The 13,210-nt window shown below is 65.6% G+C and carries 13 protein-coding genes and 1 tRNA gene (1 of these 14 cut by a window edge); 10 read left to right on the forward strand and 4 right to left on the reverse strand.

The annotated features are described in order from the left end of the window. Positions 1-83 precede the first annotated feature (83 nt). Positions 84-1,169 carry a YeeE/YedE family protein gene (locus ACQR1E_RS27325; protein WP_315736267.1) on the forward strand — a complete coding sequence of 362 codons (1,086 nt, stop codon included), beginning with the start codon at positions 84-86 and terminating at the stop codon, positions 1,167-1,169. Between the two features lie 284 nt (positions 1,170-1,453). Here ACQR1E_RS27325 and ACQR1E_RS27330 read toward each other — a convergent pair. Beyond that, positions 1,454-1,530 (reverse strand) — tRNA-Met (locus ACQR1E_RS27330). Positions 1,531-2,016: 486 nt separating this feature from the next. Here ACQR1E_RS27330 and ACQR1E_RS27335 point away from each other — a divergent pair. Next, the gene (locus ACQR1E_RS27335) at positions 2,017-3,450 is read left to right on the forward strand and encodes a coniferyl aldehyde dehydrogenase (RefSeq protein WP_316171771.1); all 1,434 of its coding nucleotides are present in this window, start codon (positions 2,017-2,019) and stop codon (positions 3,448-3,450) included. 173 nt (positions 3,451-3,623) lie between these two features. Further along, positions 3,624-5,225: a GMC family oxidoreductase gene (locus tag ACQR1E_RS27340; RefSeq protein WP_434897813.1), complete on the forward strand. Its 1,602-nt coding sequence runs from the start codon at positions 3,624-3,626 to the stop codon at positions 5,223-5,225. A gap of 45 nt (positions 5,226-5,270) precedes the next feature. Here the strand turns inward: ACQR1E_RS27340 and ACQR1E_RS27345 are convergent, their stop codons facing one another. Continuing rightward, a complete protein-coding gene (locus tag ACQR1E_RS27345) occupies positions 5,271-6,032 on the reverse strand; it encodes an SDR family NAD(P)-dependent oxidoreductase (RefSeq protein ID WP_315718074.1) in 762 nt (253 codons plus the stop codon). A 110-nt stretch (positions 6,033-6,142) separates the two neighbouring features. Here ACQR1E_RS27345 and ACQR1E_RS27350 point away from each other — a divergent pair, with 110 nt between their 5' ends. Both ACQR1E_RS27350 and ACQR1E_RS27355 read left to right on the forward strand, forming a co-directional pair. Next, on the forward strand, positions 6,143-6,658 hold the full coding sequence (locus ACQR1E_RS27350; protein ID WP_315718075.1) for a CvpA family protein: 516 nt from the start codon (positions 6,143-6,145) through the stop codon (positions 6,656-6,658). A 141-nt stretch (positions 6,659-6,799) separates the two neighbouring features. Then, positions 6,800-7,582, forward strand: a complete 783-nt coding sequence (locus ACQR1E_RS27355; protein WP_315753786.1) for an SDR family oxidoreductase — start codon at positions 6,800-6,802, stop codon at positions 7,580-7,582. 293 nt (positions 7,583-7,875) lie between these two features. On the opposite strand, the gene ACQR1E_RS27360 is transcribed toward ACQR1E_RS27355, so the two are convergent. Continuing rightward, positions 7,876-8,325: a DUF3775 domain-containing protein gene (locus tag ACQR1E_RS27360; protein ID WP_315718078.1), complete on the reverse strand. Its 450-nt coding sequence runs from the start codon at positions 8,323-8,325 to the stop codon at positions 7,876-7,878. A gap of 116 nt (positions 8,326-8,441) precedes the next feature. Here ACQR1E_RS27360 and ACQR1E_RS27365 point away from each other — a divergent pair, with 116 nt between their 5' ends. The 4 genes from ACQR1E_RS27365 to ACQR1E_RS27380 all read left to right on the forward strand — a co-directional run bounded on the left by ACQR1E_RS27365 (position 8,442) and on the right by ACQR1E_RS27380 (position 11,845). Then, the gene (locus ACQR1E_RS27365; RefSeq protein WP_315718080.1) at positions 8,442-9,305 is read left to right on the forward strand and encodes an MBL fold metallo-hydrolase; all 864 of its coding nucleotides are present in this window, start codon (positions 8,442-8,444) and stop codon (positions 9,303-9,305) included. A gap of 77 nt (positions 9,306-9,382) precedes the next feature. Then, the gene (locus ACQR1E_RS27370) at positions 9,383-10,225 is read left to right on the forward strand and encodes a fumarylacetoacetate hydrolase family protein (RefSeq protein WP_315718081.1); all 843 of its coding nucleotides are present in this window, start codon (positions 9,383-9,385) and stop codon (positions 10,223-10,225) included. 119 nt (positions 10,226-10,344) lie between these two features. Then, positions 10,345-10,959, forward strand: coding sequence for a glutathione S-transferase family protein (locus ACQR1E_RS27375; RefSeq protein WP_315753790.1), 615 nt, complete (start codon positions 10,345-10,347; stop codon positions 10,957-10,959). Between the two features lie 19 nt (positions 10,960-10,978). Beyond that, positions 10,979-11,845 (forward strand): MBL fold metallo-hydrolase, encoded by an 867-nt coding sequence (locus tag ACQR1E_RS27380; protein ID WP_315753791.1) that lies wholly within the window; start codon positions 10,979-10,981, stop codon positions 11,843-11,845. Positions 11,846-11,876: 31 nt separating this feature from the next. Here the strand turns inward: ACQR1E_RS27380 and ACQR1E_RS27385 are convergent, their stop codons facing one another. After that, positions 11,877-12,419 carry a methylated-DNA--[protein]-cysteine S-methyltransferase gene (locus ACQR1E_RS27385; protein ID WP_315753793.1) on the reverse strand — a complete coding sequence of 181 codons (543 nt, stop codon included), beginning with the start codon at positions 12,417-12,419 and terminating at the stop codon, positions 11,877-11,879. Positions 12,420-12,628: 209 nt separating this feature from the next. Here ACQR1E_RS27385 and ACQR1E_RS27390 point away from each other — a divergent pair, with 209 nt between their 5' ends. Beyond that, on the forward strand, positions 12,629-13,210 hold the 5' portion of the coding sequence (locus ACQR1E_RS27390; protein ID WP_315753795.1) for a phytanoyl-CoA dioxygenase family protein. It continues 219 nt past the right edge of the window; the window shows 582 of its 801 coding nt (coding positions 1-582); the start codon lies at positions 12,629-12,631; its stop codon lies beyond the right edge, outside the window.

Genomic DNA, 13,210 nt, shown 5'->3' on the forward strand with positions numbered 1-13,210 from the left:
GCCCCGTAGCGGCGCAAGAGGTCTGGCGTCCCCGCCGCTCCTGGCGCACAATGCCAGGAAACCAACGAGGATGTCGGAGAGGAATGCTCAGCCCATCAGCACTGACGTTCATGTGTGGGCTCCTCGCGGGCGCCGTTCTCGGCGTCGCCGGTCGCGCCGGCCGCTTCTGTACGCTCGCGATGCTGGAGGACGCGTTCTTCGGCGCCGATACCCGGCGACTCAAATCCTTCGCTCTGGCGGCCGCGGTCGCGCTGGTCGCAACCCAGCTGCTCGCCAGCTTCGGCCTGATCGACCTGTCGCGCTCGATCTACTTGACGTCGTCCATTCCGCTCGGCGGCGCCATCCTCGGCGGCTTGTCGTTCGGAATCGGGATGGCCCTGGTCGGCACCTGCGGCTTCGGGACACTGGTCCGTATCGGCGGCGGTGATTTGCGCGCCATCGTCGTGTTTCTGGTGCTGGGCGTGTCAGCCCTGGCCGCGATGCGCGGGCTCACGGGATTCCTGCGCATCTCGCTGATCGAGCCGCTCTCCATACGCCTGCCCGAAACGATGACCCAGGGCATGGATATGCTGCTGTCGCCCGCACTTGGCTCATATGCGCGGCCGGCAACCGTTTCCGTCGCAGCGGTCGCGCTCGCGGCCTGGGCATTGGCCGACGGGCGCCTCGTGAGATCGCCGCGCCTGCTGCTCTCCGGCCTCGCCGTAGGCTGCGCGGTGGCGTTCGGCTGGTTCGCCACCAGCTGGCTCGGCAATGACGATTTCGATCCGGCGCGCGTGGCATCCCTGACCTTCGTTGCCCCGCTCGGCAATACCGTGCTCTACATCGCCACGCTGTCCGGCAGCCGGGCCGATTTTGCGATCGGCTCCGTCGCCGGCGTGATCCTGGGCTCGTTCGTCGCGGCAATGTTTTCGCGCGTCTTCCGCTGGGAGGCCTGCGATGATGCGCGCGAGCTGAAGCGTCACATGACCGGCGCGCTGCTGATGGGCACCGGCGGCATCATGTCGATGGGCTGCACGATCGGACAGGGCCTGTCGGCATTCTCGACGTTGGCGGTCTCGGCGCCGCTGACGATGCTGGCGATCACCTGCGGCGCACGTCTCGGCCTCGAATACACCATGACCGGCGAATGGCGCCCTGCCGTGCGCAACCTGCTGCGTCTGACATCGTGACGGCGGCTGCGCTCGCGCAATGTGCAAGCTCGCTCCCACGCCAGGGCAATGGGGTTGTACCGCAGGCAGACGGATTGTGGATTTCGCCGTTGCCTCAATACTTCAGTTCACGCGCTTCGCAGATTGTCTGCCGGCTCGCATGGTCGCCTGAGCGCCGTCCTGGTGATAATTCCCGGATCTTCCGATGCCACGCTTCAGGGGGAGACGGCACTGTCCTCAGCTGCACAGCAGCTCACAAACCAAAACTCCCGCAGCCTCGTCGGCTACGGGAGTGTCGGTCTCAATGGTTGCGGGGATAGGATTTGAACCTATGACCTTCAGGTTATGAGCCTGACGAGCTACCGGGCTGCTCCACCCCGCGTTAACTTGTGCGTCACCTTCAGAGAAGCGCCGGGCGGTCCTGGCAGACACCGAGGCGCTGCCGATCCATCCCAAAGGCTTCCTGAGAAGGCTTGAGCCCGTTGGCCTAGCCGGCCGTCGGGTGCGGGCGGTATGTACCAATGCGAGGCCGGTTTGGAAAGGCCTTTCGGGAAGTTTTTTTGCCGGATTGTGACACCGCCTCTCTCACGACTCACATCAGAAATTACCTCAACATTACAAATACATATGAGAGCGACCTATTTGCCGGCCGGGACCACGGCACGGCCCGGGCTGGGGACAAGGACAAGTTCTTCGGGGGGCGGCGGCAGGGACCGACGACACACACCCCAAATGGATTGGCTCCACGCTCGCGCCCAGCCGGCACAAAACCGACGCCGTGCTTGCCAAGGGTCCCGCAACGCGGCAGCTTTAAGCCAACCAGAATGACGGCCCTGCACGCGGCCGCGGTACACGCGAGGAGACGTCCATGGACCAGTCCCTGAAGAGCCCAGCCCTCTCGGCGCTCGACGACGCGTTCCACGCCCAGGTCGAGGCCTCCCGCAATGCGCCCCCGCCCGCTCTCGCGGCACGGCTGGACGGCCTGAAGCGGCTGCGAGCGATGCTGTCGGACAACGAGAAGCGCCTGGAGCAGGCGATCTCGGCCGATTTCGGCCACCGCTGCGCCGTCGAGACGACGATTGCCGAAACGCTGTTCCTGCAGGCCGAGATCAGGCACACGCTCAAGGTGCTGCCGCGCTGGATGGCGCCGCGGCGCATCGCCACCGCGCTGCAGTTCTGGCCGGCGCGCAACCGCCTGATCCCGCAGCCGCTCGGCGTGGTCGGCATCATCGCGCCGTGGAATTACCCGTTGCAGCTGACGCTGGCGCCAGCAATCGGCGCGCTCGCCGCCGGCAACCGGGTCATGATCAAGCCGAGCGAGCTGACGCCGCACTTCTCCGCGCTGCTCAAGGAGCTCATCGCGGCGAATTTCGACCCGACTGAGCTCATCGTCACCGGCATCGAGGACGGCGTCGCGGAGACCTTTGCCGCGCTGCCGTTCGATCATCTGGTCTTCACCGGCTCGACCCGCGTCGGCCGCATCGTCGCTGAGGCCGCCGGGCGCAACCTGACCCCGGTGACGCTCGAGCTCGGCGGCAAGTCACCGACCATCGTCGACGTCTCCGCCGACATCGACGAAGCCGCGGAGCGCATCGCCTATGCCAAGCTGCTCAACGCCGGCCAGACCTGCATCGCGCCGGACTACGTGTTCGTGCCCGAACAGCACGCGGACGCATTCGCGAGCAAGCTGCACCGGCACATGCTGCAGATGTTCGGCACCAACCCGGCCAATGGCGACTACACGTCGATCATCTCCGAGCGGCACTATGCTAGGCTGGAAGGATTGCTGCGCGATGCGATCGCGCGCGGCGCCAGGACGCTGAGCACGACCAGCCCGGAAGATCCGGCCTGGAAGAAGCTGCGGAAATTTCCACCGACGATCGTGGTCGGCGCGAGCGCGGACATGGCGGTCATGCAGGAGGAGATCTTCGGTCCGCTGCTGCCGATCATGACCTATCGGCAATCCGACGACGTCATCCGCCACATCAACGCCCACGACCGGCCGCTCGCGCTGTACTGGTTCGGCACTGACGCTGCGGCCCGTGACACGGTGCTGGCGCGCACCGTCTCCGGCGGCGTCACCATCAACGACTGCCTTCTGCATTTTGCGCAGATGAACCAGCCGATGGGCGGCGTCGGCGCCTCCGGCATCGGCCATTATCACGGCGAATGGGGCTTCAACAGCTTCAGCAAGTTGAAGCCGGTGTTCTACCGCTCTCCCTTCAACCGCATGAAGGATCTCTATCCACCCTACGGCGCCAGCATCGCGCGGATCGAAAAGCTTCTGCGATTCCTGTCCTAGCCAATCGTCGTTCCCGGGGCGCAGAGCGCGCCCCCAGGAATCCCGAGACGATCGGGTGCAGATCAAACTCTCGATTCCGAGTTCGACGCTCAGCGCAAATGACTTCGCCACCTGCCGCGCGCCGCCGGAACGACATTCGAACAACAAGCAAAACAAACATCAGGGAGAGATGCGTGACGGACGAGGTCGATTTCATCGTCGTGGGCGGCGGCAGCGGCGGCGCAACGGTTGCCGGCCGCCTGTCGGAAGATCCGGCGACATCCGTCGCGCTGCTCGACGCCGGGGGACGCAACGACAACTGGATCGTGACCACGCCCTACATGCTGTTCCTGATGGTCGCGGGGCCCGTCAACAACTGGTCCTTCACCACCGTGCCGCAAAAGGTCCTGGACGGGCGCAGCGGCTATCAGCCGCGCGGCCGCGGGCTCGGCGGCTCCTCCGCGATCAACGCCATGGTCTACATCCGCGGCCACCGCGCCGACTACGATCATTGGGCTTCCCTCGGCAACACCGGATGGTCGTATGACGACGTGCTGCCCTACTTCAAGCGCGCCGAGAACAACGCCGAGTTCAACGGCGCGTATCACGGCCAATCGGGACCACTGCCGGTCAGCCGGCTGCGGACCGACAATCCCGTGCACGACATCTTTCTCCAGGCGGCGCGCGAAGCGCAGTTTCCGGTCCGCGACGATTTCAATGCCGACACGCAGGAAGGGCTCGGGCTCTATCAGGTCACGCAGAAGAATGGCGAGCGCTGGAGCGCGGCACGGGCCTACATCCAGCCGCATCTCGGCAGCCGCAGCAACCTGCGGGTCGAGACCTCGGCGCATGCGTCGATGATCCTGTTCGAGGGCAAGCGCGCGGTCGGCGTCAAGTATCGCCAGGGCAAGGAGGTCAAGGAGATCCGCTCCCGGCGCGAAGTGATCCTCGCCTCCGGCGCGTTCCAGACCCCGCAATTGCTGATGCTGTCGGGCATCGGCGACGCGAGCGCCCTGGCGCGGCTCGGCATCGCCGGCGTCCACCATTTGCCGGGTGTCGGACAGAACCTGCAGGACCATCCGGATTTCATCTTCGCCTACACCTCCGACAACCCCAACTTCTCTTCCCTGTCGCCGAAGGGCCTGCGCCGGCTGCTGGCGGGCATCGGCCAATATCGCCGCGAGCGCCGCGGCGTCCTGACCTCGAACTTCGCCGAATGCGGCGGCTTCCTGAAGACGCGGCCTGATCTCGACGTGCCCGACATCCAGTTGCATTTCGGCATGGCCGTCACCGACGATCACGGCCGCAAGCGCCACGGCAATGGCTTCTCCTGCCATTTCTGTCTGCTCCGGCCGAAGAGCCGCGGCATGGTCGGCTTGAAGAATGCCGATCCGCTCGCCGCGCCGCTGATCGATCCCAACTTCCTGGGCGAGGCCGACGATCTCGAAACCATGGTGGCCGGCTACAAGACCACGCTGCGGCTGATGCAGACGCCGGCGATGCGCAGCCTCGGCAAGCGCGACCTGTTCACGTCGGATGTCAGGACCGACGACGACATCCGCGCCATCCTGCGCGCCCGCGTCGATACGGTCTACCATCCTGTCGGCACCTGCAAGATGGGCGTCGACGATCCGCTCGCCGTGGTCAATCCCGAATTGAAGGTGCGCGGAATGTCCGGCCTGCGCGTGGTCGACGCCTCGATCATGCCGACCCTGATCGGCGGCAACACCAATGCGCCGACCATCATGATCGGCGAGAAGGCCGCCGACATGATCAAGCGCGAGCTGAAAGGCTGAGACCGCTCGCCATCGAGGGAAATCAACCTGCCGATCAGCAGGGCCTCACGTCAGCAGGAAGCCGCCGTCCACCGTGACGACGCTGCCGGTCATGTAGCGCGAGGCGTTGGACGCCAGCAGCAGGATCGCGCCGTCGAGGTCGCTCTCGTGGCCGACGCGCCGCTGCGGAATCCGCTTGACCAGCTTCTCGCCCGCCGGTGTCTCCCAGACCTCGTGATTGATGTCGGTGTCGATGTAGCCGGGCGCCAGTGCGTTGACGCGGATGCCGCTCGCCGCGAGCTCCAGCGCCAGCGCCTTGGTCGCCTGCACCACGCCGGCCTTGGAGATCGCATAGGGCGAGATGAACTTGACGACGCTGAAGCCGAGCACCGAGGCGATGTTGATGATGTTGCCGCCGGTCTTGCGCGCGGCCATGCGCCGAGCTGCTTCGGTTGCGGCAAAATAGGCGCCCTTCAGATTGGCGCCGATCACGGCGTCCCAATCCGCCTCGCTCTGCTCGACCGCGAGCTTCTCTACCGCGATGCCGGCATTGTTGATCAGCACCGTCACGGGTCCGAGCGCGGCCTCGGCCGCATCCATGCCCCTGACGATCGATGCCATGCTCGTCACGTCCATCTCGACCGCGGCGGCGCGACCACCCCTTGCCTTGAGCTCCGCCTCCAACGCCTTGAGCTTGCCGGTCTGGCGTGCCGCGAGCGCGACGGCGGCGCCACGCGCCGATAGAACCCGGGCGAACTGCCGGCCGAGCCCCTGGCTCGCGCCGGTGATCAGGATCACCTCGCGGCTGACGTCGAACAGCTCGGACATGGTTCCTCCCACGATTGCTCATTTGTTGCGGCGCATTGATACAGACGATTTGAAGTAGCGCAAACCGGAATCGTTTACCGGGCCCGGCCTACAACCGCGGCGGAGCAACCATGAACGCTTTCGACCTCGCCGCTTGTGCCGCACTGATGGTTGCCGTCTACAGCGGCTTCTCGACCGGGCTGTTGCGCAGCGCCATCACGATTCTGGCCTACCTGCTCGCGATGCCGCTGGCGATGGGCGCGGTTGCGGCGATGAGCCCGCAACTGCGCGACGTGCACGGCACTCCGCTGGCACAGAACTGGCTGCAGTTCTTCGCCGCCTTCGTCGTCATCGGCATGGCGCTGGGCAAGATCGGCCGCATCCTGCTCGACGAAGCGATCGGTTCCGAGGCCGGTTTTGGCGACCGGCTCGGCGGCGCTCTGCTGGGCGCCGTGCGCACCGGCATGGTCGCGACCACGCTGGTGCTGGTGTTCGACAGGATCGTTCCCCCCGAGCGTCAGCCGCGCTTCCTTGAGGGATCACGCCTGCGGCCGATGCTCTCGCTCGCAGGCGCAAAAGGCTTCCGCTCGCTGCCTCCGGAGCTCGCAAGCCTGATCGACCGGCTGAAGCAGGAACGGCGCATCTGACGGACACGGCGGCGCCGCCTCTCCCGTCATAGCGAGCCATGCAATTCGGCAGAGGCCGGCTGCTCTTATCAGCGGCAATTCGGTTGGCTAGAATGCGCCCATCTTTCTTCCAGCCTCACTGACATATCGGAGTGATCAATCGTGGATCTCGGGATCAAGGGCCGCCGCGCCATCGTCTGCGCCTCCAGCAAGGGCCTGGGCCGCGCCTGCGCCATCGCGCTGGCCAATGAAGGCGTACATGTCACGATCACGGCGCGCGGCGCCGAAGTGCTGGCGAAGACCGCGGCCGAGATCCGCGCGGCCAATCCTGGCGTCACCGTCACGGAAGTGGCGGGCGACATCACCACGCCCGAGGGCCGCGCCGCCGTGCTGAAGGCCTGCCCGGATCCGGACATCCTGATCAACAACGCCGGCGGCCCGCCGCCCGGCGATTTCCGCAACTGGACCCGCGACGACTGGATCAAGGCGCTCGACGCCAACATGCTGACGCCGATCGAGCTGATCAAGGCGACCGTCGACGGCATGATGGCGCGCAAGTTCGGCCGCATCGTCAACATCACCTCGGCCGCGGTGAAGGCGCCGATCGACATTCTCGGCCTCTCCAACGGCGCCCGCGCCGGCCTCACCGGCTTCGTCGCCGGCCTGTCGCGCAAGACCGTGATCAACAACGTCACGATCAATGCGCTGCTGCCGGGGCCGTTCGAGACCGACCGCCTGCTCTCGACGGCAAAGGGCGAGGCCGAGAAGCGCGGTGTCACGCCGGAGCAGATCCTCGCCGACCGCGCCAAGACGAACCCTGCAGGTCGCTTCGGCGATCCCGAGGAATTTGGACTCGCCTGCGCCTTCCTGTGCGGCGCCAAGGCCGGCTACATCACCGGCCAGAACATCCTGCTCGACGGCGGCGCCTTCCCAGGCACGCTGTAAGACAGACTTCCTTGGGCGGTCTGGCGCGGAAACCTGCTACGCCGATCCCGGGCTTTCACCTCGCCCCGCTTGCGGGGAGAGGTCGGATTGCATCGCGAGATGCAATCGGGGTGAGGGGGGCTCTCCGCGAACGCGGTGTCTGTGGAGAGTCCCTCTCACCCCAACCCTCTCCCCGCAAGCGGGGCGAGGGAGCGCAGTGCCGGCGCAATAGGAATTCGAATCCAACTAATAAAGCTGTGAGTTCTGTTTGCCATCCGCGCTATGAATACAGCGACTCTGCCTTTCCGAACGACCTACCGCTTCTCGTCCTCGTCGCGCTGGCTTGGGCTCGACGAATCCGCCGTGGTGCGGCCTTCGGTCCAATCGATGCCGAACGCATCGAGGCCCTCCGCCAGCAGGTCGCCGAGCATCGGCTCGCCCAGCAGATAACGCGCGGTGTGGCGGTCGCGCTGGCCGGCGGCCTCGCGGCGCAGATCGTCCCACTCGTCGATATCGCCGTCGCCGCGGCCGAGCCGCATCAAGGCGACGAGATCGGTCTGCTCGTCCTCGGTCATCGCGTTGATGAAGCCGGTGATCTCGCGCACCACGGGATCATCGCCGCTATCCTGGAGCACGTCGACCATGTCGTCATCGACGGCATTCGAGCCGGATTCCTCATCGGTCGCCTGCTCCTTGACGTCGAACTCGCGCGCCTTTTCGATCAGGAAGGCGACCTTCTCGGGCGATATCGTCAGCTCTGGCATGGCGTTCTCCTCATGGACGGACTGCAGCAACGCCTGTTCCGGGCAGTTGATCCATTGCGCCGGAACAAGCCGCGCGGCATCGTGACCGGCATCAAGAATAGGACGAGGAAGCGCGCATGTCTTGGACGATCGGCCGGGTCAGGGTCACCAAATTCGTCGAGCTGGAGACCGTCGGCGGCACCCGCTTCATCCTGCCGCAGGCAACACCCGAGACGATCCGCGAGCTGTCCTGGCTCACGCCCGATTTTGCGACCGATGAAGGTCGGCTGAAGATGTCGATCCACACCCTGGTGCTGGAAACACCGACGATGCGGATCGTGGTCGACACCGGGCTCGGCAACGACAAGCAGGGCCGCAGCGTGCCAATGTGGAACAACCGCGCGACACCGTTCCTGGAGACGATGAGCGCTGCCGGCCTCCCGCCTGAAAGCATCGACATGGTGATCTGCACCCACCTCCATGTCGACCATGTCGGATGGAATACGCGGCTGGTCGACGGCCGCTGGGTCCCGACTTTCTCCGATGCGCGCTACGTTTTCGGCCGCACCGAATATGAGCATTGGCGCGATCACAGCGAGGCCGCCGACGAGACGGCGACCTTCGCCGATTCCGTGCAGCCGATCGTCGCCGCCGGACGCGCGGAGTTCGTCGGAAGCGAAGCGGTGATCACCGACGAGATCACCCTGATCCCGACGCCGGGGCACAGCCCGGGTCATGTCAGCCTGCACATCCGCTCGGATGGCGCGCAGGCCGTGCTCACCGGGGACGTCGCCCACCATCCCTGCCAGATGGCGCGTCTCGATTGGAGCTCGACGGTCGATTCCGATCCGGCGCAGGCGATCGCGACCCGGCGGGCGCTGTTCTCGCGTTTTGCCGACACCGAGACGCTGGTGATCGGCGGCCATTTCCATGCCGGCCATATCCGGCGGGACGGCGCCGCCTTCCGCTTCGAGGCATTACAGGGCAGCGGCGACGCATAGCCCGCAAGGTTGAATTTCCTCCCGCCATGCTCCATGACAGGGCTCTGGAATACCAGGGATTTGAGGGAGAGAAACCAATGAAGCTTGTTCGCTACGGCGAGAAGGGCGCGGAAAAGCCGGGCCTGATCGACGCATCCGGCCAGTTGCGCGACCTGTCGGCGCATGTGAAGGACCTCGATGGCGCGGCCTATGCGCCGGAGTCGCTGAAGAAGCTCGCCGCGCTCGATCCGGCCTCCCTGCCCGCCGTTGCCGGCAAGCCGCGGCTCGGCGCCCCTGTCACCGGCATCTCGAAATTCGTGGCGATCGGCCTCAACTACTCCGACCATGCCAAGGAGACCGGCAACCCGATCCCGGCCGAGCCGATCTTCTTCCTGAAAGCCAACACCGCGCTGTGCGGTCCCTATGATCAGGTCGAGAAGCCGCGCGGCTCGACCAAGCTCGACTGGGAAGTCGAGATCGCCGCCATCATCGGCACTCGCGCCAAATACGTCTCAGAGGCCGAGGCGTTGAACCACATCGCGGGCTACACGATCTGCAACGACGTCTCCGAGCGCAACTTCCAGATCGAGCGCCTGGGCCAGTGGACCAAGGGCAAGTCGCACGACACGTTCGGTCCCGTAGGTCCGTGGCTCGTCACCAAGGACGAGATTCCAGACGTGCAGAACCTGTCGATGTGGCTCGACGTCAACGGCCAGCGCCGCCAGACCGGCACCACCGCGACGATGATCTTCTCGATGGCGAAGTGCATCTCCTACGTCTCGCAGTTCATGACGCTGCTGCCCGGCGACATCGTCACCACGGGCACGCCTCCGGGTGTCGGCATGGGCATGAAGCCGCCGACCTTCCTCAACGTCGGCGACGTCGTCACGCTCGGCATCGAGCGCCTCGGCGAGCAGCGCCAGGAGATCATCGAGGCGTAAGGCGCGATATCGACTTGTGAGTCATTCCGGGATGGCGCGTAGCGCCAGACCCGGAATCTCGAGATTCCGGGTTCGATGCTTCGCATCGCCCCGGAATGACCAGCCAGAGGACACTTCCGATGAAACTCACCTTCTCGCCCGCCTCGCCATTCGCCCGCAAGGTGCGCATCGCCGCCATCGAACTCGGGCTGATCGACCGGCTCGAATTCGTGCCTGCAGCCGTGGTGCCGGGCCAGGCCAATGAGGAGTATTCGAAGATCACGCCGCTGAAGAAGCTGCCGGTGCTGATCCTCGACAATGGCGACGTGATCCTGGATTCCTACGTGATCGTCGAATATCTCGACGAGCTCGCCGGCGGCAACAAGCTGATCCCCGCTTCCGGCCCGTCGCGCTGGAAGGTCAAGAGCGAGCATTCCATGCTGCAAGGCATGCTCGATTCCATGCTGCTATGCCGCTACGAGGCGATGGTGCGGCCCGAGGGCCTACGCTGGCAGGCCTGGTCCGACGATCATTGGAACAGGGCCTGGATGGGCATGGCGCGCTTCAATGCGCAGCCCGACTTGATGACGCGCCCGTTCGACATCGTCGCGATCGGACTCGTCTGCGTACTCGGCTATGCCGATTTCCGCTTCGCCGATTGCGGCTGGCGCAAGGCATTTCCAGCACTCGACGCGTTCCACAACAAGATGCTCGAACGCGAATCGGTGAAGATCTCGGTGCCGCCGGCGGCTTGATCCCTGAACAGGAGCTGCCGTGACGCTGACGTTCTCGGTTGCAGACACGACCATTCATCGCATCATCGAGCAGGAAACCACGTTCCTGCCGGCGCGTGAGATGTTTCCCGAGCTGACATCGGAGATGCTGGCGGCAGAGCGCAGCGCGCTGCAGGCGGCCGGTGCCCTCGATGCGCAGGACACGCTGATCCTGTGCTTTCAGTCCTACGTGGTGAGGACGCCTCACCACACCATCCTGATCGACAGCTGCATCGGCAACGACAAGCCGCGCGCGCGGCCGGTCTGGAACATGAAGACCGACGACAGCTACATGCTTGCGCTTGCGGCCGCGGGCGTATCGGTCGACGACATCGACGTCGTGATGTGCACGCATCTGCACACCGATCATGTCGGCTGGAATACGCGGCTCGACAACGGCCGCTGGGTGCCGACCTTCCCGAATGCGCGCTACGTGTTCGCGCAGCGCGAATATGACTACTGGGTGGCGCAGAATGCCAAGGCCGAGGTGCCTCCATTCGCCGACAGCGTGCTGCCGGTGGTCGAGGCCAAGCGCGCCGACATCGTCGGCGACGCATTCGCGATCGGTGATCATGTCCGGCTGCTGCCGACGCCGGGCCACACGCCCGGCCATATCGCAGTCGCCGTCGGCAGGGGCAGAGACGATGCGGTGTTCGCCGGCGACCTGATCCACACGCCGCTGCAGCTCAGCTTTCCCGAGCTGTCACCGAGATTCGACGTCGACCCGGCTCAGGCCGGGGTGACGCGCCGCGCCTTTCTCGAGCGCTATTGCGACACGTCGACGCTGTGCTGCACGGCGCACTTCCCGTCGCCCTCGGTCGGCCGCATTACCCGCAAGGGCAACGGCTTCGCCTGCGAGGCGGTCTGAGACACGGGCGCGGCGCCGGTCACCGCGCCCGTCAATCGAACAGGCTCGGCGTATGGTTCACCGCGGCGCCTTCGATCGCCAGCATCTTCAGCTTGGTCTCGACACCGCCATTGGCGGAGAAGCCGCCGGGCTTGTTGCCCGCCGCCAGCACGCGATGGCAGGGTACGACGATCGGGCACGGGTTGCGCCCGAGCGCCTGGCCGACCTCGCGTGACAGCTCGACTCCCCCGAGCTGCTTGGCGATATCGCCATAGGTCAGGGTTCGGCCCGGCGGGATCCGGCGCGCGATCTCGTAGACGCCGCGCTGGAACGCGCTGACGCCGTCGAGATCGAGGTCGACATCGCTGAGATCATCCGGCTCTCCGGCAAGCAGCGCCGTGATCCGCGTGATGGTGCGCCGCACATGCGGCGGCGGCTCGGCTTCGCCGATGCCTTCGTAACGCTGCTGCATCCGGATGCGGATCTGCGCGACGCCGCCCATCGGCAGTTGCACCGCATTGATGCCGCGCGCTCCCCATGCGATGGCGCAAGGGCCGATCGCGGTCTCGAAAATTGCAAAGCTTTGCTCTGACATGACGGACTCCATCGCCGCTCTGCCCCGTATCATCTGCCAGTCAAATTAGGCTTGGAGAATGTTGCGATCCACCCGGATTCTGCCAATGTCGACAGCGGAAGCACCGTGATGCCCATCGGCAGGCCGAAAGGATGGGAGCACGGCGCAGGGGCAGCCCGGCGCAAAGAGCGGGCGCCTCATCCGAGGAAACCAAGGCGAGGGAGACGGCCATGAAGCTGACGCCGGAGCAGATCGCATTCTTCAACCGCGAGGGCTGGCTGTTCCTGCCCGAGCTGTTCAGCCCCGAGGAGACCGCCTTTCTCGCCCGCGAGGCCGAGGCGATCTATGCGGCTAACCGTCCCGAGGTCTGGCGCGAGAAGAGCGGCGCGCCGCGCACGGCGTTTGCCGCCCACCTCTACAACGACGCCTTCCGCGTGCTCGCGGCGCATCCGCGCATGATCGAACCGATCGAGCAGATCTTCGGCGAGAAGGTCTACATGCATCAGTTCAAGATCAACGCCAAATCGGCCTTCACCGGTGATGTCTGGCAATGGCACCAGGACTACGGCACCTGGAAGCGCGACGACGGCATGCCGGAGCCGCGCGCGATGAACATCGCGATCTTTCTCGACGAGGTGATGCCGATCAACGGCCCCTTGATGCTGGTGCCGCGCAGCCAGCATGCCGGCGACCTCGAGGCGTCGCATGATCTCGCGACAACGTCCTATCCGTTGTGGACCTTGGACGAGGCGACGGTGACGCGGTTGGTCGCGGAAGGCGGCATCGTCGCGCCGACCGGAAAGCCCGGCGGC

Source organism: Bradyrhizobium sp. HKCCYLRH1030 (assembly GCF_051168395.1).
GTDB lineage: Bacteria > Pseudomonadota > Alphaproteobacteria > Rhizobiales > Xanthobacteraceae > Bradyrhizobium.

Excerpts from the sequence above, each read along its gene's own strand:
- ACQR1E_RS27325 (WP_315736267.1), top strand. The coding sequence starts at position 84 with ATGCTCAGCCCATCAGCACTGACGTTCATGTGTGGGCTCCTCGCGGGC.
- ACQR1E_RS27335 (WP_316171771.1), top strand. The coding sequence starts at position 2,017 with ATGGACCAGTCCCTGAAGAGCCCAGCCCTCTCGGCGCTCGACGACGCG.
- ACQR1E_RS27345 (WP_315718074.1), bottom strand. The coding sequence starts at position 6,032 with ATGTCCGAGCTGTTCGACGTCAGCCGCGAGGTGATCCTGATCACCGGC.
- ACQR1E_RS27350 (WP_315718075.1), top strand. The coding sequence starts at position 6,143 with ATGAACGCTTTCGACCTCGCCGCTTGTGCCGCACTGATGGTTGCCGTC.
- ACQR1E_RS27360 (WP_315718078.1), bottom strand. The coding sequence starts at position 8,325 with ATGCCAGAGCTGACGATATCGCCCGAGAAGGTCGCCTTCCTGATCGAA.
- ACQR1E_RS27365 (WP_315718080.1), top strand. The coding sequence starts at position 8,442 with ATGTCTTGGACGATCGGCCGGGTCAGGGTCACCAAATTCGTCGAGCTG.
- ACQR1E_RS27370 (WP_315718081.1), top strand. The coding sequence starts at position 9,383 with ATGAAGCTTGTTCGCTACGGCGAGAAGGGCGCGGAAAAGCCGGGCCTG.
- ACQR1E_RS27375 (WP_315753790.1), top strand. The coding sequence starts at position 10,345 with ATGAAACTCACCTTCTCGCCCGCCTCGCCATTCGCCCGCAAGGTGCGC.
- ACQR1E_RS27385 (WP_315753793.1), bottom strand. The coding sequence starts at position 12,419 with ATGTCAGAGCAAAGCTTTGCAATTTTCGAGACCGCGATCGGCCCTTGC.